This window comes from Candidatus Persebacteraceae bacterium Df01 (assembly GCA_030386295.1).
In the GTDB taxonomy this organism is placed as follows: domain Bacteria; phylum Pseudomonadota; class Gammaproteobacteria; order Tethybacterales; family Persebacteraceae; genus Doriopsillibacter; species Doriopsillibacter californiensis.
Genome location: JANQAO010000001.1, coordinates 264,039 through 287,580, shown reverse-complemented (window position 1 = coordinate 287,580; position 23,542 = coordinate 264,039). Strand labels below are relative to the sequence as shown.

The following is a 23,542-nucleotide window of genomic DNA, read 5'->3' as shown; positions in this document are numbered from 1 at the left end:
ATACTTTTAACAATTATAGTATCGCTTCGTGGCAAACTGGGCAGGGCGTAATAATTTACTCGGGGTTCACCTCGCGTTAGGAAGCAACTAACCCTGCTATGATTAACATGGCACAGGATGCCTTGGATTTTCTGGAAACATTTTTTTCACCCATTTAACGTCAGCATTCTCGCCTCCAATATCTCTAACAACCCTTTCAAACTACTTTCAACGGATTATGGAATGCTCTTCTATCACATCAAAAGGGCTAAGTAAATTGTGGCCTACTTCTGTAACTTAATCTTATTTTCAATGCTAACTAACCTATTTTTAATTTCATTTAATAGAATAATTATTCCGTCCCATACGCTCGCAACTATCCGCCATAATCAAAACCCTACAGCCCCAAAAAACATTTAAATCACTGCCTTTGTAAAAAATTCGATTTTCATAACCGAAATCCCATAATAAAATCTCAATGCAAAGACTTAAGCCATCCGCTAAAAGTTTTTTTAGCACAACCACTCTTCCTTGTAAAATTTAAATCAAGCTCTGTAAACTACAGCATGAAGCTTATATTATCAGTCATAGTAAATTGATACATATGCTTATCACCTACAAATTTTTAAAATAATAACAATAGAACCAGATAAGGTTTACTGTTTAACTGGATTCGCGTCAACATTTTGACACTCGTATCTTCGCGCATAACCTGAGCCTCGTTATACTTTTTGAGCGAAAATTTATCAGTAAATTTTTACTCTTTTTATATTTTAACCGTTATTTTTCTACAATGCTATAAAAAAAGCCTCATCTTGTTGAAAAGATGAGGCTAGGGAGGAAAATAATGACTGGCAGCGTCCTACTCTTGCGCGGGCAACCCCGCACTACCATCGGCGATGAGACGTTTCACGTTCCTGTTCGGAATGGAAAGGTGTGGTTCCATCTCTCTATGACCGCCAGACAACTTGTCTGCTTACGCATAACCCGTAATTGATGAACAACAAATAAAATCAATCATATTCACATCATGCTCGCTACAATCGCAACGCGCATGACTATGAGATCAAGCCTCACGGACAATTAGTACTGGTTAGCTTAACACGTTACCGCGCTTCCACATCCAGCCTATCAACCTTGTCGTCTTCAAGGGTCCTTTAGGAGGGTCAAGCCCTCGGGAAGTCTAATCTTGAGGGGGGCTTCCCGCTTAGATGCTTTCAGCGGTTATCCTTTCCGAACGTAGCTACCCGGCAATGCCGCTGGCGCGACAACCGGAACACCAGAGGTTCGTCCACTCCGGTCCTCTCGTACTAGGAGCAGCTCCTCTCAAACTTCCAACGCCCACTGCAGATAGGGACCGAACTGTCTCACGACGTTCTAAACCCAGCTCACGTACCACTTTAAATGGCGAACAGCCATACCCTTGGGACCTGCTACAGCCCCAGGATGTGATGAGCCGACATCGAGGTGCCAAACACCGCCGTCGATATGGACTCTTGGGCGGTATTAGCCTGTTATCCCCGGAGTACCTTTTATCCGTTGAGCGATGGCCCTTCCATGAAGCGCCACCGGATCACTATGACCTGCTTTCGCATCTGCTTGAGCCGTCACTCTCGCAGTTAAGCACGCTTTTGCCATTGCACGTCCAGCGCGATTTCCGACCGCACTAAGCGTACCTTTGCGCTCCTCCGTTACTCTTTAGGAGGAGACCGCCCCAGTCAAACTGCCTGCCATACATTGTCCTCGCTCCGGATAACGGAGCTGAGTTAGAACTTCAAACAAGTCAGGGTGGTATTTCAAGGTTGACTCCACGAAGGCTAGCGCCCTCGCTTCAAAGTCTCCCACCTATCCTACACAAACCTGTTCAAAGCTCAATGTAAAGCTGCAGTAAAGGTTCACGGGGTCTTTCCGTCTAGCAGCGGGTAGGGTGCATCAGCACACTCATTTCAATTTCACTGAGTCTCGGGTGGAGACAGTGTGGCCATCGTTACGCCATTCGTGCAGGTCGGAACTTACCCGACAAGGAATTTCGCTACCTTAGGACCGTTATAGTTACGGCCGCCATTGACCGGGGCTTCGATCCGGAGCTTCGCTATCCGAAGACAGCTAACCCCATCAATTAACCTTCCGGCATTGGGCAGGCGTCACACCCTATACGTCCACTTGCGTGTTTGCAGAGTGCTATGTTTTTAATAAACAGTCGCAGCCACCGATTCTCTTCGACCCTTTACTGCTCCACCCGCGAGGGGTTTCACATTATCAGGGCATACCTTCTCCCGAAGTTACGGTATCATTTTGCCGAGTTCCTTCACCCGAGTTCTCTCAAGCCCCTTAGAATATTCTTCTTACCCACCAGTGTCGGTTTGCGGTACGGTTCTCGCACAACTGAAGCTTAGAGGTTTTTCTTGGGAGCTCGCATGACTGGCTTCTCCTCCCTAAAGAGGATCGTCGTCACTTCTCACCGTCCCTTTCCGGATTTACCTAGAAAGATCAAACGGCTACCAGCTTAAACCGGGATGTCCAACACCCGGACCAGCTAGCGCTCTCCGTCACCCCATCGCATTGTGCGAAAGTATCGGAATATTAACCGATTTCCCATCGACTACGCATTTCTGCCTCGCCTTAGGGACCGACTAACCCTGCGATGATTAACATTGCACAGGAAACCTTGGGTTTTCGGGGAACGGGTTTTTCACCCGTTTTAACGTTACTTATGTCAGCATTCTCACTTCCGATACCTCCAGCAGCCCTTTCAAACTGCCTTCAACGGCTTACGGAACGCTCTCCTACCGCGTCAAAAGATTGAATAAAATAAATTTATCTTTTGTCAAAAAAATGTAACCACAAAGATATTTTAAAAACATCTATATATGATCCGGACAAAATAGACAGAGCGCGGGTAAACGCTTGTCACTTCAATTTACTTTACTCAATCTTCTGACACTCGCGTCTTCGGCGTATAACTTGAGCCCCGTTACATCTTCCGCGCAGGGGGACTAGACCAGTGAGCTATTACGCTTTCTTTAAATGATGGCTGCTTCTAAGCCAACATCCTGGCTGTGTATGCCCCCCCACTTCGTTTCCCACTTAGTTATATCTTGGGGGCCTTAGACGGCGATCTGGGTTGTTTCCCTTTTGCCACCGGACGTTCGCACCCGGCGACTGACTCCCATGCTTGCACTTATTGGTATTCGGAGTTTGCCTTGGTTTGGTAAGTCGAGATGACCCCCTAGCCAAAACAGTGCTCTACCCCCAACAGTGATATACATGAGGCACTACCTAAATAGTTTTCGGAGAGAACCAGCTATCTCCAGGTTTGATTGGCCTTTCACCCCTATCCACAGCTCATCCCCTGATTTTGCAACATCAGTGGGTTCGGTCCTCCAGTTCGTATTACCGAACCTTCAACCTGGCCATGGATAGATCACCTGGTTTCGGGTCTGCGCCCGACGACTATGTCGCCCTATTAAGACTCGATTTCTCTGCGGCTCCCCTATTCGGTTAACCTTGCCGCCGAGCGCAACTCGCTGACCCATTATGCAAAAGGTACGCGGTCACACCACAAGGGTGCTCCCACTGTTTGTATGTACGCCGTTTCAGGTCTATTTCACTCCCCTCCCGGGGTGCTTTTCACCTTTCCCTCACGGTACTTGTTCACTATCGGTCGATTGTTAGTATTTAGTCTTGGAGGATGGGCCCCCCATGTTCAGACAGGATAACACGTGTCCCGCCCTACTCTTCGTCCACCCGTCGATTGTTTCTTCGCATACAGGGCTATCACCTTCTATGACCCGTTTTTCCAAACGGTTTTGCTAAAACTTTCGACTTGATGTGGACACGGACTGTTCCCATTTCGTTCGCCACTACTTTGGGAATCTCGGTTGATTTCTTTTCCTCCGGTTACTTAGATGTTTCAGTTCACCGGGTTCGCTTCATACACCTATGAATTCAATGTATGATGCCCGCACAAAGCGGGCGGGTTTCCCCATTCGGAAATCCTCGGATTAAAGCTTGTTGTCAGCTCCCCGAGGCTTATCGCAGACTACTACGTCCTTCATCGCCTTCAATCGCCAAGGCATCCACCGCGTACATTTGGTCACTTGATCCCATAGTCTTGCGCGCTTGGAAAGACCTGCCAAATTGGCATGAAATATAACGCGAAAACACAAGGATAAAAAATATGCTGACCTTACCCGTTGTTCATCTAAATTGTTAAGGAACACTAAGCCCTAGCGGGCAAAGAGATTCGGATTATAGCGGATTATTTGCAGTTAACACAGCTTATTTGATTTTTTTATAAAAAAACTTGGTCGTCTCCTATTTTTTATGAATATTAGAAGTCAACGACGTGCTTAAATAAATGTAAATCCCCCCCTCGCATAACATTTTCTGCAACGGCGGATACAAGTTAGCATATTCTCAGGCCTTTTCTATATAATTTTCCTAAATTTAACGGAGAATAAAATGGAATTTTATATTTTTTTAGGTATTGTAGCGGTAGTAGTTATCTATGCCATTGTCATCTACAATAATTTGGTTCAATACAAAAATCGCGGCGAAAACGCCTTTTCTCAAATTGATGTACAACTCAAACGCCGCTACGATTTAATACCCAACCTGGTGGAAACCGCCAAGGGATACTTGTCACACGAGCGCGAAACCTTAGAGGCAGTTATTGCCGCCCGCAACGATGCTGCCGGGACGTTAGGGAAACTAGCAGGTAACTTGACCGACACAAGTTCAATGCAGTCACTGGCTGCTGCTGAAACTGCCTTGGGTGGCGCATTGGGACGCATGCAAATTGCGGTAGAAGCTTATCCCGATTTAAAAGCATCGGCCAACATGACGCAACTGTCTGAAGAACTCACCTCCACCGAAAATAAAGTGGCCTTTTCACGCCAAGCCTATAACGACGCGGTGACGGCATACAACACCTACCGGCAAAGCTTTCCCCCGCTGATATTCGCCAGCATATTTGGTCACAAACAAGACCTCAATATGCTGGAATTTGCAGATAGAGAAAAGCTAGAAGAAGCGCCAAAGGTGGCGTTTTAACCCAAATCAGGCACTGGATTAGCGCATAAATAAACTTTTTCATAATATATTCTTTTAAATATTAAATGTAATAAGGCACTTTATGGAAACAGTCAGCAAAAATTTGTGTTTTGGTGGGGTACAGAGCATTTGCCAACATCAATCTGAAACCGTCGGCACCGCCATGCGCTTTTCTGTGTACTCACCCCCGCAGGCGAAAAAGTCCTCTGTGCCAGTGTTGTGGTGGCTATCCGGACTAACTTGTACCGAAGAAAATTTCACATTCAAAGCTGGTGCACAACGTTATGCCGCCGAGCATGGCTTGCTATTGGTAGCGCCAGACACTAGCCCACGCGGTGCTGATATCGATGGTGAAAATGACGCTTATGATTTTGGCACGGGAGCTGGTTTTTATGTAGACGCCACTGTTCCGCCTTGGGACAAAAATTACCGCATGTTTTCTTATGTAAGCAACGAATTGCCTCAAGTAGTCAGCAACCATTTTCCAGCAAACATTGAACAACAGGGAATTTCCGGTCATTCCATGGGCGGGCATGGCGCGCTCATTATTGCACTTAAAAATCCAGGACAGTACCGTTCTGTCTCCGCTTTTTCACCGATATGCAATCCCACAGAATGCGCTTGGGGGAAAAAAGCACTGAGCGGCTATCTGGGCAAAGACTCTGCCGCGTGGCGACAATGGGACGCCACAACGCTAATTGAAGACGGTTATCGCTGTCCAGCGCCACTGATTGATCAAGGCACAGCAGATGAGTTTTTACACAATGGTCAATTACGCCCCGATGCGTTGCAGTCAGCGTGCAACAAACACGGTCAGCCATTAGATTTGCGTACCCAGCCCGGATGCGATCACAGTTATTATTTTATTGCCAGTTTTATTGGCGAACACATTGCTCATCACGCCGCCGCTTTGCGCAGTTAAACATTGAAAATATACGGATTCTCCACACAACAAACAAACTACCCGATAGCGTTTTAAATATTTTGTTTGCTTATTAGGCCTCAACTTGGACATTAGACAACGGAATAACGCCATCAAACACGTGCGTAATAGGACCTTCCAACCACGCCGGCGACGATGCCCCCTCCCAGCCGCAACGCAATTCAACGCCGCGCATACACACCTGCACTGGAGTGTGCACAAAACCGGCCTGCATTGCCGCCACCGCAGCAGCAACGGCACCGCTACCGCAGGATGGTGTTTCGCCCACACCGCGCTCGTAAACGCGCAACGCCAATGTACACGCATCAATCACACGACAAAAACCAACATTCACACCGACCGGAAATAATTCATGAGCGCGATTAAAAGCAAATCCAATTTCCCTTACTGCGGCAGCAGTTTCATCAGAAACAAAAAACACCGCGTGCGGGTTGCCCAAAGACAGGGCTGCAAAACGACCAGCGTCAATAACGTTATCAGCAGTATAGGTATCATTCTGCTTATCACACAGTAGAGGAATATTCGCCGGCGCAAATTGTGGCACGGCAAGCTCGGCTCGCACTATGCCATCACCGACGCCCGTAGTAGTGATAACCGTGTGGCTAGTTTGCAGCCGCAAACATTTTTTGTCCGTTAACCCCTGTCGCTGCGCAAACACATGAGCACAACGAGCACCGTTACCGCATTGCCCAACTTCACCGCCGTCGGCGTTGATAATGCGATATTCAAAATCTGCCGCCGGCGTTTTTGGTGCTTGCAAAATCAAAATTTGATCGCATCCCACACCATCTCGACGAGCGGCAAGGTGACGAAAATCCAATGCCGGTAGCAATCGATGCACGGCATTAACAATGACAAAATCATTGCCACCGCCATGCATTTTAGAAAAGGGCAGCACAGCTTCAGTCATACCGGTGCCTCTCACCAACTGGATGGGTTTTAAATCGGCGATGTAGCCAATAATACTGTGCCGGCTGCGCGCGTACATGCCTTTCAATAAGTTGGTTAATGCGAGTAGCATTAGCAGTGGCATTTGCTATGAGAAAATCTTCCACCGGCTCCAAACGCACTTCGTAACCTTGCGGCGTCATTGTCGCCACACAAAGTGCCACGCGGGAGCCAGTAAGTGCTGCCAGCCGGCCAATGACGGTAGTCGTGGCCGTTTGCGCCACACCCAAAAAGGGCACAAATACTGTACTTTTCCGTGTCTTGGGGTCGGTATCGGGCAGATAAAAAAGACAACCTTCTTTCTGCAAATGGCGCGCACACAACCACATAGCGTTGGTCTGCGTTGCCGCCACCCCAGCCGCCTGCCAACGTCCGCGCAACCGTTGATAAAAAATGTCCCAAAACTGGCTATGCATAGGTCTGTGATGAAATAAATAGCGCGGTAGCGATGCCCCCTCCGGCACTGTCGCTGATATGCGGACACCACCCACACTCACGCCGACAAAATGCGGTGCCACCAATATCAACGATGACGACTGACTCAACTCACCTTCTTGCGCGATCGTGACAAACTGCCGCAACCGTTCTTTGGACATAGTCAACAACGCACATTCATCCAGCAACGTCGCCCCCAGCAACCGAAAATGCTGGCGCAAAATATCCCGCCGCGCCCGTGGCGTCAACTCTGGAAAAGCCAGCTCCAAATTGCGCTGCGCAATTCGCTGGCGACCGACAAAAATGCGCGCTAAATCGCCCAGTATTTTTCCCAACAAACGACGACAGCACAACGGTAGCCGTCCTAGCAAAGCTAGCGGCAGCAACGACATCGGAATGGTCATTAAAATAATTCCTGCTCTTCTTCTAGCGCTGCGGGCGGTGCACCAATAGCGGGCAAATATTCTTGATAAAAATATTCACGCCGCGCCTCAGTGGTTTCGTCCACCGATAATAATTGCCCGCTGTCAGGATTGATATCAGCAGTAACAATACCCGCCGGCGGTAAATATTCTACTTCTGGCGTGTTGGCAAGTGCTTCGACCATAAAAGATGTCCAAATGGGCAACGCTGCACGCGAACCTGTTTCTTTTGTGCCCAATGATCGCACTTGGTCATAGCCAATCCATGACACAGCGACAATATTGCCTCCAAAACCGGCAAACCAAGCATCAACGGTGTCATTGGTAGTGCCAGTTTTACCGCCAACATCGCGGCGGTTGACTGTACTCAATACCTGCCTACCGGTTCCTTCACGCACAACACTCTGTAATAGCGATGTCATGATAAAAGCATTACGCGGGTCAATAATGCGCTTCCGTGATTCAAAATCCAGTTCATTAACAATGAGATTACCGTCATAATCTTCCACGCGGGTAATGAGATAGCCGTTAACACGATAGCCGCCGTTAGTAAAAGATGCATAACCACACGCCATTTCTAACGGCGTGGAGGCACCGGCACCCAACCCCATGGTGAGATAAGCGGGATGGTCCTCTTTGCGAAAGCCAAAGCGCAACAGATAATCTTGCGCATATTCGGTGCCAATAAATTTGAGTAAATGCACAGTCGCAAGATTTTTGGATTTAGCCAGTGCTCGTCGCAATAAAATCGGTCCGCTAGCGACACCGTCATAATTTTTTGGTTCCCAAGAATTACCACTACCCGTTTCTTTAGCAGATAGATAAATTGGCGTATCCGGTAGTTCACTGGCAGGAGTAAAACCTTTTTCCAACGCTGCAGAATAGATAAATGGCTTAATTGCCGAACCCGGTTGCCGCCGTGCCTGAGTAACGTGATTGAATTGGCTGTGGTTAAAGTCAAACCCACCAGCCATAGCCAATATGGCACCGTCTTCGGGTGAAAGGGCAACTAGCGCCGCCTCGGCCCCCGGCAAAGACGCTACTTGCACTTCTTCACCGCCACCAACCAACCGCAACATCGCACCCGAAGCCAGCGTTGGTTTTTTGCTACCGCCGGGCAGATAACGTCGCGCTGCACCCAAATTTTTCCCATTCACCACATAGCGCTCACCGTCTTTTCCGAGTAACGTTAGCGATTTTTTATCGGCAGCCAGCACCACTGCTGGCTGTAACCCGCCGTACACGGCTTCATCGTTTAGCAGTGCGGCAATTTTATTTTGTGGCAATCCGCTAATGTCAAAAAACTTCTCCGGCCCCGCGTATCGGCGGCGCGCCTGATGCGTCAGCAAACCTTTACGCACAGCCTGAGCTGCGGCACTTTGAAGGCGTGACTGGATGGTCGTGTAAATATTAAGACCGCGCTCATAAGCTTCATCACCAAAATGTTCAAACATCAGCCGCCGCACCTCTTCCGCAGCGTACGCGTTATCTCCGGCAACCTGCCGCGCCGGGCTGCGCAAAGACGGTAGCCCGGCAAGAATCAATTCTTCATGCTCTTCGGCGCTGATAACGTCGCTCGCCAGCATACGCCCCAACACATGCGCCTGACGAGTTTGCGCACGAGTACGATGACGCCTCGGGTTATAGCGGCTAGGCGCTTTTGGCAAACCGGCAAGTAAGGCGATTTCACCAGTTGTTAATTCATCCAAATCTTTGTCAAAATAAATGCGCGCTGCAGAGCCAAAACCAAAACTACCTTGCCCTAGATAAATTTGATTCATATAACGCTCTAATATCTGCTGCTTAGTAAAGTGCCGCTCAATTTCCAGCGCTAACATTGCCTCAGTAATTTTGCGCACCAAAGTGCGGTCACGAGCAAGATAAAAATTGCGCGCTACTTGCATAGTAATGGTACTAGCACCTTCGCGCCGGCCTTCCAACCAGCCCAGAGCTGCCCGCCCGATACCGACAAAATCCAATCCCACATGCTCAAAAAAACGCACATCTTCGGTAGCCAACAAGGCACCCACCAGCTGCTGCGGAAAATCTTGATAAGTGCGATAGGCGCGTTTTTCCTCGCCAAATTCACCTATGATATCGCCTTCGGCACTGTAAATACGCATCGGTAAACGTGGGCGGTAATCAATTAACACATCCAGCGACGGTAATTTTTGATACAGCACCGACAGCCCCACAACCGAGAAAAAAATAATATTGATTACGCCAAACATTACGCTCCAAAATAAAAATTTTAATAATCCAATCATTTATTCATTTCTCCACAGCGCCAAGCAATACGACAGCATAGACCATACCGAAAGTGCCGCTGCAGCCCACAGCAACCATACGCCTACCGCCAGCGTATTGAGCGCCCACAAATCACCCGCATAAAATAAAAATGGCACTGCTGTCATTTGTAGCCCTGTCTTCCATTTACCAACAGCGATTACACGTACTGTTGAGCTTTTACCATTTTGCGCCACCCATTCACGCAATGCTGACATCAACAATTCGCGCCCGACAATAAATATACAAGCACCTACCGGTGCCCGTTCAGCATCCAAAAGCAATAACAGCGCAGTAACAATTAATAATTTATCTGCTAACAAATCTAATAACGCGCCCAGTGACGTGCTTTGATTTATACGACGGGCAATAAAACCATCCCAAAAATCGGTAGACGCGGCGAGTAAAAATAATGCCGTAGCGGCAATGTTGGCTATATTTTGATTTTCCGGCACCAAAAAAACGAGCGCCAACAACGGCGCTGTTGCCAGCCGAAATAATGACAGAAGATTAGGAATGGAAAAAGTCACTGGTTATTCATGAAAAAAATGATAGATGCGGCGGGCCATTTGTACGCCCACACCCTCAATTTTAATCAATTCTCCTTCACCCGCAGCTTTAAGTCCGCGTAATCCACCAAAATGCTGCAACAATCTGCGCCGCAACTGCGGCCCAACGCCCTCAATATCTTCCAAAGTAGAAACGCGTCGCTTTTTATCGCGCCGCTTCCGGTGGCCATCTACGGCAAAACGATGCGCCTCATCGCGTACCGCCTGCAATAAATGTAGTGCTGGATCATCAGGGGGCAATTGCATGACTTCACCGTCCGCCATAATTAATGTTTCTTCACCTGCCTTGCGTGCCGCTCCCTTGGCCACGCCCAGCAAAAAAATCGTCGTCGGCACCTCTTGTAGCGCCGCTTGTGCCGCCCGTACCTGTCCCACTCCGCCATCAATAATTAACAAATCAGGCAGTACTGCATTTTCACTTACAGCGCGACGGTAACAACGTCTTACCGCTTCGTGCATGGCAGCACAATCGTCACCGCCCGCGGCAGCAATTTTGTAACGGCGATATTCTGCCGTTTGTGCTGCACCATCTACAAACACCACGCGTGAAGCTACCGGTTCTTCTCCCATACTGTGACTAATATCAAAACATTCTATGCGCCGTGGCACCTTTGCCAATGTTAATCTGTCTGCCAGCGCCTGCATTTTGTCCGCCGCCGCCAACTGGTGCGAACGTTGTAGCGCCAACGCCAGTCGAGCGTTGGTGGCAGCTTGTTGCGCTCGCATTTTGGATTCGCCCCGCGGCGAGCGAATAACGGCACTCGCCAGCGGCAATGGTAAGGATGTCGGACGATGGCTAAGCACAATTTTTGGCGGCGACGTGCTACCGTAGTGTTGTGCAATAAAAGCTGCTAACACTTCGCTTTCCGTCGCGCCGGCAGCATGAACAGGAAAAAAACGCCGCTCGCCAACACGCCGCCCACCACGTACCATGACCACATTCACACAAGCACCGTGCTCGTCGCAACAAGCTCCCACATAATCGGCATTCGGCGTTTTACGATCATCCACAAAGTGCCGCTCACGCAGCACCGCCAATGCCCGCAAGCGATCACGCAACACAGCAGCACGCTCAAAGTCTTCTTCTTCAGCAGCTTTTTCCATTCGCGTGCGTAAATCACGCTCAACCGTACGACTGTCACCAGTCAAAAGCGCCCGCGCACTGGCGACATCCGATGCATAATGCGCCGGTGTAATGCGATTAACACACGGCGCACTGCAGCGACCAATGCCGTACAACAAACAGGGACGAGTGCGATTGGCAAAAACCGTATCGGCGCAAGTACGTAACCGAAACAGTCGCTGAATCATGTCAATAGTTTTGCGCACCGCATCAGAATCGGGAAAAGGACCAAAACAATCATCATCACCTGCCACACCACGATAGTGAAGCACCTGAGCGTATGGTTGCCGCGTTAATCGCAAAAACGGGTAGCTTTTATCGTCCCTAAACAAAATATTGTATTTAGGTTTTAGCGACTTAATAAGATTATTTTCTAATAACAATGCAGCGTTGTCGGAGGCGGTAACGGTAACCTCTACATTGTGCACAACAGTCAGCATCAGTCGGATACGCGGAGAAAGGCGCGTCTTTTGAAAATAAGAGGTAACACGTTTTTTGAGGTTTGCTGCCTTACCCACATACAATGGAGCGCCTCCGCTATCAACAAAACGGTACACTCCGGGTAGTGGAGGAATTTGTGTTATTACCGCTTTATGATTGAATGTTCCCATCGTTTTTCAATTGTACGCTCACTCGTGAAACACCGCCAGCTATTGCACGCATTTTGCGGCAGACAAAATCAATAATATTCAGAAAAATTTTACCTTTTTATAAAATCAGATCAGTGCTTTATCCGACTAATTTATCTACCTCAAAATAAAATGACGCTAGCGGCACAATTTTTTCAAAGCGACAGCGCAAGCAGCATCCAACGGAGGTAAAGAAATATTGTCAAATGTAGCAAACCGTTGCCGGAGTTGCCGATATTGTTCCCATTTTTTATCACGCGCTAACAACTGCAATAAATCTATTGCAGCCAGATTTCCGGGTGATGGATCAATGTCAACAGACTCTTCTAATTTTTGGTAAGCAGCCTGCCATTGACCAGCGCCGATATACAATATCGCTTCCATATGCGATAACTGTCCACGCCACGCAGGCAAAAAATCGTCCGAAATATTGCGCAGAACAGTCAAATATTCTCGTATTTCCACATGTTTTACAGGATTTGCCCATCCTAATGTTCGAGCCATCAGCTCGCCAAACAATCCTTCCGGCGTTTGCCTAACCACCTCACGCACTGCTTGAGCGGAAAGTGCCAATGTTTGTCGGTGAGCAGCAGTAGCCAGCATACGGGACACATCAAACAATGCCGTACGCATAAAAATTTTGTCCCACTGCCGAGTATCTTCATCAAAATCATTATAAATTGTCGGCAAGGTAGCATAAAAATCTATTAATGCAGGAGCAATATACGCTTCTACTTTGCCATCGGCTTGTGTTGGTAACAATTCTCCCATGATACCCCAATCGTGACGAGCGTAATTGTCAAAAGGTGCGGCAATATAAAATAGGCGCCGTTTTCCTGTTAGTGCCAATAAATTATTTTCGGAACGGACAAACTTAATATCAGGGCGCTCTCCCAATGCATAATGGCGGTAAATTAACGGAAAGCCAGAATCTCGACCGCAATATATTGCCGCATTTTGTGGCAGTGCTTTCATTATTGCTATTGAATAATTTTCTGCCAACGTATCACTGCTGCGATCATTAGTTGACCAATTAACAACTCCCACTACTGCCATCAACAAAAAAGCCACCACGCTTCCCAATGGCTTGGGCAAAACAGACAATCCGGCAGCGACAAAAATCATCAAAAATAACATTGCTGGTAGCGGATACGCGGCAAAAACGGTACGTGCAACACCACCTTCACTATCACCGCACAACACAACGCCAAGCAATGGAGCAGTAGCTACCAAACCCCAAAGCATGGCAACAGTCCACATTACGGGGCGGCGGCGACAAAATCGCCAAACCCCAAACACTGCCGCCAGTGCTCCTAACGAAGCATATTCCCATATCAATAACTGACCTCCCCACAGAGTGCTGTCAACACAATGCTCAATATTAGGCACTTCCTCTTTTTTATAAGCTGCACGAGCAACATAATCAACAATATGCGTCCAGTCTTCCAGACCTGTAAAAATAGACAACGGTGGCGGCTCTATATGCGGACGCACAATTAAATACAAGTAGGGTGCAAGCCCTAACACCAACGCGCCTGCCCCGGCTGTCCAGACAAACGGCTTATTCTTTAGTCCGCGCCAACCGCCAGCAAAAAACAGCAAAATAAAAGCCGGCGCATTAGCCACATATAGTGGCCAGTGATTAGCCAAACCCAACCCGCCAACAAAACACAGCCATAAAAAAATATGAATTCGCTGTGGCGCACGCAATAATCGCAGTAACAATAATAAAGTCAACGCTACCAACAAGACGTTGAGCGTATACACTTCGGGAATAATTGCTTGTGACCAAAATCGCGCGCCCAATCCCAACGTCAACGCCGACGCCGTTGCCAACAGACGGAAGGCAAACAAACGGCTTGCAATTTCATAAAACAGTGCCGCTGCGATAGCGGCAGTAGCCGCAGAAAACAGCGCGGTTGCCTGAGCCGGATTGATGGGCAGAATATCTGCCAACCTCGCTACCGGAATACACAGTAGCGTGTATAGCGGGTAGCCCGGTTGATGCTGAATACCGGCGTTGTAGCACACTGCAGAAATTATTCCAGTGTCTTCAAATGTCACACTCGGCGGCATGGAATGCCAATACACTGTCAGCAGCATAACAATAATGCAAGCGCCTACAGGCCACTCCTGTCGCCACGAAAAGTAATGCAATTTCCGTTTCATAAAACTAATTTTTCCGAGTGAAATGTCTATAATAATTTGTGTTACGAGGTTTGTTCTTTTAAATAATAAAAGGCGAGATTCATTTTCATAAAAACGGCATTTTTTGAAATGCGGCTACAATCAAAAATGAAAAAGACCAAACCCGCTATCGTTTATAAGTTGCATGTGTTATTGGTTGAGCAGTGCCGCTGCCTGCGGCGCAAAATAAGTCAAAATCCCGCACGCCCCAGCACGTTTGAAAGCTAATAATGACTCCACCATACATAAATCGGCATTTATCCAGCCGTTAGCTGCGGCAGCACACAACATTGCATATTCCCCTGACACCTGATAAACAAAAATTGGCGCATCAAAAACGTACGCTGCCTCCCGTACCACGTCTAAATATGGCATGCCGGGTTTGACCATCAACATGTCCGCCCCTTCCTCCAGATCCAGCCGCATTTCTGCCAACGCTTCACGACGGTTGGCGACACTCATTTGATAAGTTTGCTTATCTGCCTTGCCCAACGTTCCTGCCGAACCTACGGCATCCCGAAACGGTCCATAAAATGCCGAAGCATATTTGGCCGCATAGGATAATATTTTGACATTGGAAAAACCTTCCGCTTCCAAAGCGTCCCGCAATACACCAATGCGTCCGTCCATCATATCCGATGGCGCCACAATATCGGCGCCGGCGGCCGCTTGAGTGAGTGCTTGTCGTCGCAATAAGGAAACGGTTTCATCGTTAAGCACCATACCCGCGTCGTTGATAACGCCGTCTTGTCCATGCGAGGTGTACGGGTCTAATGCCACATCGACAATCACTCCTAACTCCGGGAAACGCGATTTTAATCCACTCACAACGCGTGGAATCAATCCTTTCTCATTCCACGCTTCGGCACCATCAGATGTTTTTTTCTCCTCCGAAATAACCGGAAACAGTGCTACCGCTGGAATGTTTAATGACAACGCCTGCTCGGCAGCACGCCACAAACCATCACTATCTAACCGCGCCACGCCGGGCATAGACGCTACTGCCTCTTCGCCACAGCCATCGTGAACAAACAATGGCCAGATGAGATCGCTTACCGACAAGGTGTTTTCTGCCGTCAAACGCCGCATCCAATCATCGCTACGCATACGGCGCATACGGGTACGCGGATAACTCATCGCATTTCCTCTATAGTCTGGCGCACCGGCGTTTCATCGTCAATTTCTATCGTCCGTGCCCGTCCCACTGCTTCCATGACCACAAAATGCAATTTGTTAGCAGCATGTTTTTTATCCGCCCGCATGGCACACAATAACGTGTCGGTGTCAATATTGGGAAATGCATACGGCAGTTGCAGACGCCGTAACAAAGCAATGATACGGGCAGTATCGGCAGCAACAAACCCACACATTTTTTCGGAAAGCCGCGCCGCCGCAACCATGCCAACCGCCACCGCCTCACCGTGCAGCCAAGCCCCATAACCAGCGACGTTTTCTATACCGTGAGCAAATGTGTGCCCCAAATTCAACAATACCCGCAAATCACCAATCTCATGCTCATCAGCGGCAACAATCACCGCCTTAGCACGCACCGATGTCTCCACCACGTGACGCACAGCAGTCGGCTCCTGAGCTAATAGTGCTACAACGTTATCTTCCAACCACACAAAAAAGGGCGCGTCACCAAGCAAAGCATATTTCACGATTTCAGCCAACCCCGCCACATATTCACGCGACGGCAACGTCGCCAGCGTACTAGTGTCACAAACCACCGCAACAGGCTGATAAAAAGCACCAACCATATTTTTACCGTGCGGACGGTTAACGCCAGTTTTGCCACCGATAGCTGCGTCAACTTGTGCCAGCAAGGTCGTCGGCATATGCAGTAGCCTTACACCGCGCATATAAGATGCCGCCGCAAAGCCAGCCGTATCGCCGATAACACCGCCACCCAAAGCGATAACCGTTCCATCGCGACGCATCTCCATAGCAGCCAATTCGTCCAGCGCAATTTCTAATGTTTTGAAATTTTTATGTTCCTCACCATCCGGCAAAATGACCGTCTTTGCCTTCACTTGTTGCGTCATCCCATCACCGTGTAGCGACAACACCCTGTTGTTACTTATCACTGCGACTTGACCAGTGCCAACAAAAGGCTTCCAGATATCTCCCCGCGCCAACAACCCACTGCCACAAAAAACCGGATACGCCCCTTTTGCTAGCGACACATCTATACGCGTATAAGTCATGTCGTTATTATAGATATGAGTGAAAGTAATATTCTGATTTAAGTATTTAAATGGCGTTTGATTTTAATAAAGTTCTGTCAATCATGCGTTACGTATCGCAAGCCAACATGTATCTTTTCGGCAATTTGCTGCGGCGTATCATCCGCCGCCTGTGCTACTGCCAGATGCGCCAGACGTTGATAAAAAATTTCCCGTCGCTGCAACATATTGGCCAATGTTGCCGACAAATCCTCACTGTCTAACAATGGTCGCTTTCCTTTATCAGCGGTAAGCCGTGCTTCCAGTAAAGGCAACGGAGTTTGCAGATATACCACCCAGCCTACTTTTCGCATCTGCGAGCCATTAGTATCAGACAACACCGTACCGCCACCGGTCGCAATCACCCGCCAGTCCTTTATTGTCAGCGTTTCCTTTAACGTCGCTGTTTCTATCGCACGAAAAGCGGTTTCTCCTTGTTGAGAAAAAATATCGGATATAGACAACTGTTCCCGCCGCTCAATATCCGCATCAATATCCATAAACTTCCTTTGCAAAAGCAGTGCAAGTGCTTTCCCTACCGTCGTTTTACCGCTGCCGGTCATGCCAATTAATATAATATGCCCATTCATGGTTGTAAAAACATACTTTGCCACGGCTGCGCCGATGACGCGCGCTCAAAAACCAACCGCTGATGCAGGCGACAGTGACCATCTTGCCAGAATTCCAATCGCAATGGCACAAGCATGAATCCAGTCCAGTGCGGCGGTAATGGCGGTTTTTTATTGGCGTATTTTTTCTCTTCTGCCGCCACTTGAGCGCGGAATACGGCATAAGACTCTACCGGTTGTGATTGACGACTGGCCCAAGCACCAATACGGCTTTGTCTTGGGCGAGTGTGATAATAAACAGCGGTTTCCTCACGTGGCAATTCGTGCACAACGCCTTCCACCAACACTTGACGCGACAACGGTGGCCAGTAAAACGTAAGAGCTGCCTTGGGACACGTCTGTAGCGCCTTACCCTTGCGTCCGTCACGATGGGTAAAAAACTTAAATACTTCATCACCGGCAGCAAATGTTTTAAGCAGCACAATACGTGCCTGTGGCATGCCGGTGCTGTCCACAGTCGCTAACGTCATAGCATTAGGATATTCCATACCAGTATGTTCGGCAGCGACTAACCAGTCAGCAAAAATCGCCATTGGCGAACGCCAACGCATAGCGTCAAAAACGGCATCATCGCTTTTAACTGTCGCCGCCCGAATGTAATTACCGTCGCTCATAATAGAAAGTAATTATAGCGACACAGTTGTTTAACAAATTAATTGCCGGAATGCCTTCACGCAGCGTGCTGCCCATTAAAATCTCATCCGCCAGCACCAGCGCACTACCGATATTAAATCCATTTTTTTCATCGACTGTTGCTGACGAGGCTATCACACAACACAAGATTGAACATATCAATAAAATTGTTCGAAAAATTACCTTTTTCATATTTTCATAATAACACGCACCATACCAGTGTTAAACTGTCTAACCTTTACAAAAAACAGGAACTGCTCAATGCACAAACCCGCACAAACTTCCGAACCCATTCATCCGTTACTAGCCAGCCGCTGGAGTCCACGCGCTTTTAGTTCGTCCCCAGTTGCCTCCGAGACGCTACAAGCACTTATGGAAGCAGCACGCTGGGCTCCTTCGTGTTTTGGCGCAGAACCGTGGCGCTTTGTATTGTGCGACAAAGAGCGTAACCCTGCTGCGTGGCAAAAAGCGCTGGATTGTCTGGTTCCTGACAATCAAACATGGGCACAACAAGCAGCAGCACTTATTTTGGTTTGCGCCGATACTGCTTTTGCGCACAATGGTAAGAGCAATACATTTCACGCCTACGATACTGGCGCGGCAGCAATGTGTCTGGTCCTAGAAGCTGAAAATCAAGGATTGCGCGCCCATCAAATGGGAGGTTTTGACGCCGAAGCGGCACGTGCTGCCTTTGCCGTGCCACAAAATTGTGCTTGTCTGTCATTCATTGCCGTTGGTAAACAGGCAGAAGCGGCAACACTAAAAGATGACGACATGCGGGCACGTGAAGAGACACCGCGCCAGCGTCAAGCACTGGTAGATAATTTTTTTGACGGCGCTTGGAGCGTCCCAGTTAAAGTAATGTGAGCCATTCAGATTATTTAAAAAAGTTCATCCGCGATGTGCCAGACTTTCCTCATCCTGGCATTTTGTTTCGGGATATCACGCCACTGTTGCGCGATGCAAGCGCCCGCCGCAAAGTGGTAGCAGCATTGGCAACTCTGGCGCCAGCGCACCTAGATGCGGTAGTGGCAGTGGAAGCACGTGGTTTTTTATTTGGCGCGCCGCTGGCCGACATGTTGAATGTGCCACTGGTATTAATTCGCAAACCGGGAAAATTGCCGGGCGAAACCCGAGCAGTGAATTACGCACTAGAATACGGCAATGGCACCCTGCAAATGCAAAAAGATGATTTGCCGACAGGAGCACAAATATTTTTGGTTGATGATTTATTAGCAACCGGTGGCACTCTGGCAGCAGCATGCGAATTACTAGAAGAAGCAAACGCAGAAATAGTACAGATTGCCTGCCTAATAGAATTATCTGAACTGGAGGGGCGCGCCAAATTAAAGGAGCGGACATTTGACGCCCTGTTAAGCTATTAACAATCTTTGTCAACTATCGCCTCAAATATTATCTTAAGAAGTAAAGGAGAGTGAGTATATATTTTATGAAAATATTAAAAAAGCCCTAGCTGTAGGCGCGCTTTTTCACTAGCCAACTGCGCAATTGCGCAACAAAATACTCCCCTGCGACAATGGATGAAAATAAACAACGTGGCGCTGCCCAACACAATTAACTATGATGATTTTGCTGCTGCGGTATCATTTGAAGAAATGCAAGTTCCTATGACAGAGGAGGCGAACGACCGCTATCTGCGCCACGCCGATTCGCTAAAAGCCTGCGGAAGCGACTGCACTCCTAATCACGGCTTGGGCGAATTACTAACGTCGTTGGTAGTACGAAAGCATAGCAACCATTGAAAGTCTGCTTACTCACTGTTGAGGGCGTGCTAACCGCATCTGGCAGGTTAGTCATTGTTTATTGCAGCAAGTAAAATAACATCAAACAATACGAATTTTACATATTGCTAATTTTTCTTGGTTTCTGTCTAAGCGCAAGTCCTCCAACCATATCGGACGCTACTATACAACGGACAGAAAAATGACCAACGGATTAATTCGCAACGGACACTGTGTGTGGGACTTCAGCTATCGTGATACGGCGCACCATCTAGCACCTTTAGGGTTTGGTAAAAAACTAGGCACGCAAAGAATGAATGATTATTTACTGGCGGTGGCGCGGCAGTTTAATCCCGATTTAATCCTGTTGGGTCATTGTGAATTACTAATGCCAACTACGCTAGCCGCGTTAAAAGACTGCCTGCCAACATGCAAAATTGCACAATGGTGGGTGGATCTGTTTCCCAAACATAAACTGCCACACTTACGCGCAAAGCAACCGTACTTAGACGCCTTTTTTGCCACTATGGCACCAGAATACTACAGTCCTCTGATTGCCGTCACACAATCGCCACCACTATATTATCTGCCAAACATTGTTGACTCAAGCATTGAAACTGGGCGCGCATTTGCCGCCAAACAACATAATTATGACGTGTTTTTTATTGGCTCTAATGCGCTCGAGCGAAAAAACATATTGCAATGTTGGAAAATATTTCTGATGTACGCTGTGGGTTTTTCGGTTTTGGCGACAATCCATTATTAAATAGCGCAGAATTAAGTACGTTCATTAGTAAAAGTAAAATGGGATTAAACCTCAGTCGTGCGACGGATATCCCACTGTATTCGTCCGACCGTTTAGCACAGTTAGCGGGAAACGGCTGCCTAGTATTGACACCTAATAATGAAAGTATGAAAGCATTGTTTGCCGAAGACGAAGTTTCGTACTTTAGTGACGAAAAAGAATTGATAGAAAAAATCAAACAATTTACAAAAGATGACGTAGCTTGGCGCACCACTGCCGAAGCCGGATGGCGGCGAGCGCATAGCGATTATAATGAACAGCGCGTAGCAAAATTTGTCGTAGAAGCCGCTTTTGGCAATGATTTTAGCAATAATTATAAATGGCTGTTTACATCTTTGCCTGCAGGAATCATTAAGAGCCAAGCAAGTTAAGCTAACAAGAATAATTTTTAGTAATCATTGTTTCAATAAAAAATTTAAAGCATGACTCACTTCACAATATTTATTTCGCCAAGTAATAACTTACCGCCCGCTGACACCTTAGATTTTTTATACAAGCGTGCTGGCTTTCATATCCTAGCATATGTTAATGATGTATCGGCAAAAGCTATTTCTTTTGGTATTACTAAAGGAGAAAAATTAACGGCGATTTTGGCTGTTGATATTATGCCTCTAGACACGGCTGGCGAAATTGAAAATCCAAGAATAATAAATATTCAAAGAGAATTAAGAAAAACACAAAATAGACAACAGTACATTGCTATTTCAAAGTGTCAACAATTCGCAAAAAAATTGGCAAAATTTTTACTGCCCGCCTCGGAGTACAAAAATATTTTTTCCACACTTGAACATCTGGAAGCAGAATATAAGACAAATGCCGCTGTCACCACCATCCTGACAAATGGCTCGTACAACAAAGCTGAAGTTATTTGTAAAAATAAAATATATAAAATAAAAAAAACCTTTCGCTGTTGGCAACCTTCCTGTTTGGAAAGAGAAATTAAAGCACGTGAAGCACTTTCTCATCTCCATGAAATTTCGCCAATAGAAGAAGTTACAAAAAATAGTATTACTCTGCCATTTTATAAATCAAGTTATACGTGGGAAAAAATAGCGTTACTCCATATCCCATACATCACGCAAAAAAAGTTTTTAAGGCGTTGCACAAAATATGGGAAAGTGGCTGGAGCATGATTGATAATCATCCGGGAAATTTTATTTTCACCGACAAGAACGAATTAAAAATTATAGATTTTGAATTTTCTCGAAGACACGACTCATCATCTTCATGCTTTGAGCAATCATGGGACATAGCTGGAGCCCCGGACTCGCTTTTATCAGAAATGGCCATGGCTCCTAATCATACTTATCGGAAATCTTGGCTGCCGGCTATTGGGTTAGGCTATCACTCTTTAATGAATGCCCCCGACAACACAAAAAAACAGGCATATCAATATCTTCACTTATTGTTATTTAGCTCTCCCCGAATACTTAGTAAAAAAATATGGGATAAAAAATTCTCTTCACGACAAAAAAAGATACGATCAGAAAACCAATGGATTTATCTTCCCTTGAATAAAAAATACCGTTGAAACAATTTGATTATTCATCAATAATAATATCTGGCGCAATTTCTTCAATATACTCAGCAGATTCGTACACGTTATCACATCCGTGTAGCCACGGTTTTTTACGTGTTTTATTTCTTTTATCCAAAACTTAGTATAAATGCACCAACATATTTTTCTTTTCACAATTGATTTGGGGAAAGAAATATGATTGCACCCATTCATTTCTAATTGATAATCTGGCTAATTTATCAATAGGTGGTCGCCAGTCATTATGGGAAAGAAATAACTCAAGAGACTCCATATCTAAAGATACATCTATTCCCAACTTAGTCGCCTGTTTTGAAATTTCGTTATAAAGTTTCCCTCTTTGATTTTGATTACCGTAAATAGATGGAAGGTTAGAATAAAATCCTTTTTGATATAAGGCGTGATAAATCAAAGACATAAACGCTTGCCATGGCGCCGGCACCTTACAGCCACACGTGCCATCCATTTTGCTTTGCAATATTTCTCTCGCTTTTTCTGGCTCATAATAAGTAACACTAGCAGATGAATGTTCTATTCCTGATACCGTGTACACATCTAACACCCGCCCGCCATTTTTTCCCGCGTCAATGTAATTAATAAAATAGTGATGATGTTCGTTACTTGTTAAGATATTAATGTCATCATTATATGGAAGATTCGGCAATCGTTCCCACCAACGCAATACCACGTAATTAATTTTTTCTTGGTCAAGTCTTGCAAATAAATCTGTAGCTTCCCATTTCTTAGGCAGATAAATTCTTACTGCTCCTTTTTTCTTTTTGTCGCAGCATGTCGAACTACAACGTGAAACCAAAGCTGATCATTCATTTTAAGGGCTACTGGCGCATACGCTATTAATCTTCGCCCTGAAATAAAATAACGCAAAAAACAGACAACTGCATAAGCTAGACAGATTGGGTGATGGCGGGAAAAAATCCTTTCATACTTCCTAAAAAAACAATACTGGCTAAGACACTTAATAGCATTACCTTCGGCAAAAAGAACGTCTCCGTCAATAGTTTTCATTTGCTCTAATCCGGCATACACACCAATTTTTCCATATTTTCTTACTTCTACCTTCCTTAAAATATCTTCATTTTCAAAATATATCTCATATTCTTCAATACCCATTAATTCCAACCATGCAGGGAATTTCGGGTTTTTTATTCCGACTCCAATAATGCGCTGTCCAAAGAGAAAATGTCGCATATGGTTTGTCTTTCTGTTCTCTATCATAAATATAAAAATTGCGCTTGAAATTATAATTTATTTTGTGTAACTTCATCCTAAACATCCGCTCAAGAAATCGTATAAGAGCTAGCAGAAAAACCAATCAACAGCATTTTTACGCCCTTTCAAATTATCAGGCACAGGCATCTATCAACATTTGGCACT

General features: G+C 46.6%; 22 protein-coding genes and 2 rRNA genes. 9 read left to right on the top strand and 15 right to left on the bottom strand.

Annotated elements, in window-relative coordinates:
• Positions 1-828 precede the first annotated feature (828 nt).
• Positions 829-943: ribosomal RNA gene (gene rrf / locus NQX30_01415) — 5S ribosomal RNA — on the bottom strand.
• A gap of 98 nt (positions 944-1,041) precedes the next feature.
• Positions 1,042-4,085 (bottom strand): 23S ribosomal RNA (locus NQX30_01410).
• Between the two features lie 358 nt (positions 4,086-4,443).
• On the opposite strand from NQX30_01410, the gene NQX30_01405 reads away from it, so the two are divergent.
• On the top strand, positions 4,444-5,034 hold the full coding sequence (locus NQX30_01405) for a LemA family protein (protein ID MDM5147044.1): 591 nt from the start codon (positions 4,444-4,446) through the stop codon (positions 5,032-5,034).
• Positions 5,035-5,116: 82 nt separating this feature from the next.
• Positions 5,117-5,956 (top strand): S-formylglutathione hydrolase, encoded by an 840-nt coding sequence (fghA, locus tag NQX30_01400; GenBank protein ID MDM5147043.1) that lies wholly within the window; start codon positions 5,117-5,119, stop codon positions 5,954-5,956.
• A 73-nt stretch (positions 5,957-6,029) separates the two neighbouring features.
• Here fghA and dapF read toward each other — a convergent pair whose 3' ends face one another.
• The 11 genes from dapF to NQX30_01345 all read right to left on the bottom strand — a co-directional run bounded on the left by dapF (position 6,030) and on the right by NQX30_01345 (position 18,201).
• Positions 6,030-6,887: a diaminopimelate epimerase gene (gene dapF / locus NQX30_01395; protein ID MDM5147042.1), complete on the bottom strand. Its 858-nt coding sequence runs from the start codon at positions 6,885-6,887 to the stop codon at positions 6,030-6,032.
• Complete coding sequence (locus tag NQX30_01390; GenBank protein MDM5147041.1) at positions 6,880-7,764, bottom strand: hypothetical protein; 885 nt, start codon at positions 7,762-7,764, stop codon at positions 6,880-6,882. The genes dapF and NQX30_01390 overlap by 8 nt, the downstream gene beginning before the upstream one ends.
• Complete coding sequence (locus tag NQX30_01385; GenBank protein ID MDM5147040.1) at positions 7,764-10,049, bottom strand: PBP1A family penicillin-binding protein; 2,286 nt, start codon at positions 10,047-10,049, stop codon at positions 7,764-7,766. Before NQX30_01385 ends, NQX30_01390 begins: the two co-directional genes overlap by 1 nt.
• Positions 10,050-10,598, bottom strand: a complete 549-nt coding sequence (gene pgsA, locus NQX30_01380) for a CDP-diacylglycerol--glycerol-3-phosphate 3-phosphatidyltransferase (protein MDM5147039.1) — start codon at positions 10,596-10,598, stop codon at positions 10,050-10,052. It abuts the gene before it with no gap.
• A gap of 3 nt (positions 10,599-10,601) precedes the next feature.
• The gene (uvrC, locus tag NQX30_01375) at positions 10,602-12,371 is read right to left on the bottom strand and encodes an excinuclease ABC subunit UvrC (GenBank protein MDM5147038.1); all 1,770 of its coding nucleotides are present in this window, start codon (positions 12,369-12,371) and stop codon (positions 10,602-10,604) included.
• 156 nt (positions 12,372-12,527) lie between these two features.
• Positions 12,528-14,558, bottom strand: coding sequence for a DUF2723 domain-containing protein (locus NQX30_01370; GenBank protein MDM5147037.1), 2,031 nt, complete (start codon positions 14,556-14,558; stop codon positions 12,528-12,530).
• A gap of 168 nt (positions 14,559-14,726) precedes the next feature.
• Positions 14,727-15,713: a porphobilinogen synthase gene (gene hemB / locus NQX30_01365; GenBank protein ID MDM5147036.1), complete on the bottom strand. Its 987-nt coding sequence runs from the start codon at positions 15,711-15,713 to the stop codon at positions 14,727-14,729.
• Complete coding sequence (aroB, locus tag NQX30_01360; GenBank protein ID MDM5147035.1) at positions 15,710-16,783, bottom strand: 3-dehydroquinate synthase; 1,074 nt, start codon at positions 16,781-16,783, stop codon at positions 15,710-15,712. The genes hemB and aroB overlap by 4 nt, the downstream gene beginning before the upstream one ends.
• A gap of 77 nt (positions 16,784-16,860) precedes the next feature.
• Complete coding sequence (locus NQX30_01355; protein MDM5147034.1) at positions 16,861-17,391, bottom strand: shikimate kinase; 531 nt, start codon at positions 17,389-17,391, stop codon at positions 16,861-16,863.
• Positions 17,388-18,044 carry a pyridoxamine 5'-phosphate oxidase gene (gene pdxH / locus NQX30_01350; GenBank protein ID MDM5147033.1) on the bottom strand — a complete coding sequence of 219 codons (657 nt, stop codon included), beginning with the start codon at positions 18,042-18,044 and terminating at the stop codon, positions 17,388-17,390. The genes NQX30_01355 and pdxH overlap by 4 nt, the downstream gene beginning before the upstream one ends.
• Entirely contained in the window at positions 18,031-18,201 is a 171-nt protein-coding gene (locus NQX30_01345; GenBank protein ID MDM5147032.1) for a hypothetical protein, read from the bottom strand. The genes pdxH and NQX30_01345 overlap by 14 nt, the downstream gene beginning before the upstream one ends.
• Before the next feature lie 123 nt (positions 18,202-18,324).
• Here NQX30_01345 and NQX30_01340 point away from each other — a divergent pair, with 123 nt between their 5' ends.
• From NQX30_01340 to NQX30_01310, 7 genes are all read left to right on the top strand, one after another.
• A complete protein-coding gene (locus NQX30_01340; protein MDM5147031.1) occupies positions 18,325-18,930 on the top strand; it encodes a nitroreductase family protein in 606 nt (201 codons plus the stop codon).
• A complete protein-coding gene (locus NQX30_01335; GenBank protein ID MDM5147030.1) occupies positions 18,927-19,448 on the top strand; it encodes an adenine phosphoribosyltransferase in 522 nt (173 codons plus the stop codon). The genes NQX30_01340 and NQX30_01335 overlap by 4 nt, the downstream gene beginning before the upstream one ends.
• Before the next feature lie 156 nt (positions 19,449-19,604).
• Positions 19,605-19,826: a hypothetical protein gene (locus NQX30_01330; GenBank protein MDM5147029.1), complete on the top strand. Its 222-nt coding sequence runs from the start codon at positions 19,605-19,607 to the stop codon at positions 19,824-19,826.
• A 181-nt stretch (positions 19,827-20,007) separates the two neighbouring features.
• A complete protein-coding gene (locus NQX30_01325; GenBank protein ID MDM5147028.1) occupies positions 20,008-20,571 on the top strand; it encodes a hypothetical protein in 564 nt (187 codons plus the stop codon).
• Between the two features lie 38 nt (positions 20,572-20,609).
• Positions 20,610-20,981, top strand: coding sequence for a glycosyltransferase (locus tag NQX30_01320; protein ID MDM5147027.1), 372 nt, complete (start codon positions 20,610-20,612; stop codon positions 20,979-20,981).
• 51 nt (positions 20,982-21,032) lie between these two features.
• Positions 21,033-21,743, top strand: coding sequence for a hypothetical protein (locus NQX30_01315; protein MDM5147026.1), 711 nt, complete (start codon positions 21,033-21,035; stop codon positions 21,741-21,743).
• The gene (locus NQX30_01310; GenBank protein MDM5147025.1) at positions 21,740-22,141 is read left to right on the top strand and encodes a hypothetical protein; all 402 of its coding nucleotides are present in this window, start codon (positions 21,740-21,742) and stop codon (positions 22,139-22,141) included. Before NQX30_01315 ends, NQX30_01310 begins: the two co-directional genes overlap by 4 nt.
• Positions 22,142-22,268: 127 nt before the next feature.
• Here NQX30_01310 and NQX30_01305 read toward each other — a convergent pair whose 3' ends face one another.
• Both NQX30_01305 and NQX30_01300 read right to left on the bottom strand, forming a co-directional pair.
• Complete coding sequence (locus tag NQX30_01305; protein ID MDM5147024.1) at positions 22,269-22,835, bottom strand: hypothetical protein; 567 nt, start codon at positions 22,833-22,835, stop codon at positions 22,269-22,271.
• 71 nt (positions 22,836-22,906) lie between these two features.
• The gene (locus NQX30_01300) at positions 22,907-23,356 is read right to left on the bottom strand and encodes a hypothetical protein (GenBank protein MDM5147023.1); all 450 of its coding nucleotides are present in this window, start codon (positions 23,354-23,356) and stop codon (positions 22,907-22,909) included.
• Positions 23,357-23,542 lie beyond the last annotated feature (186 nt).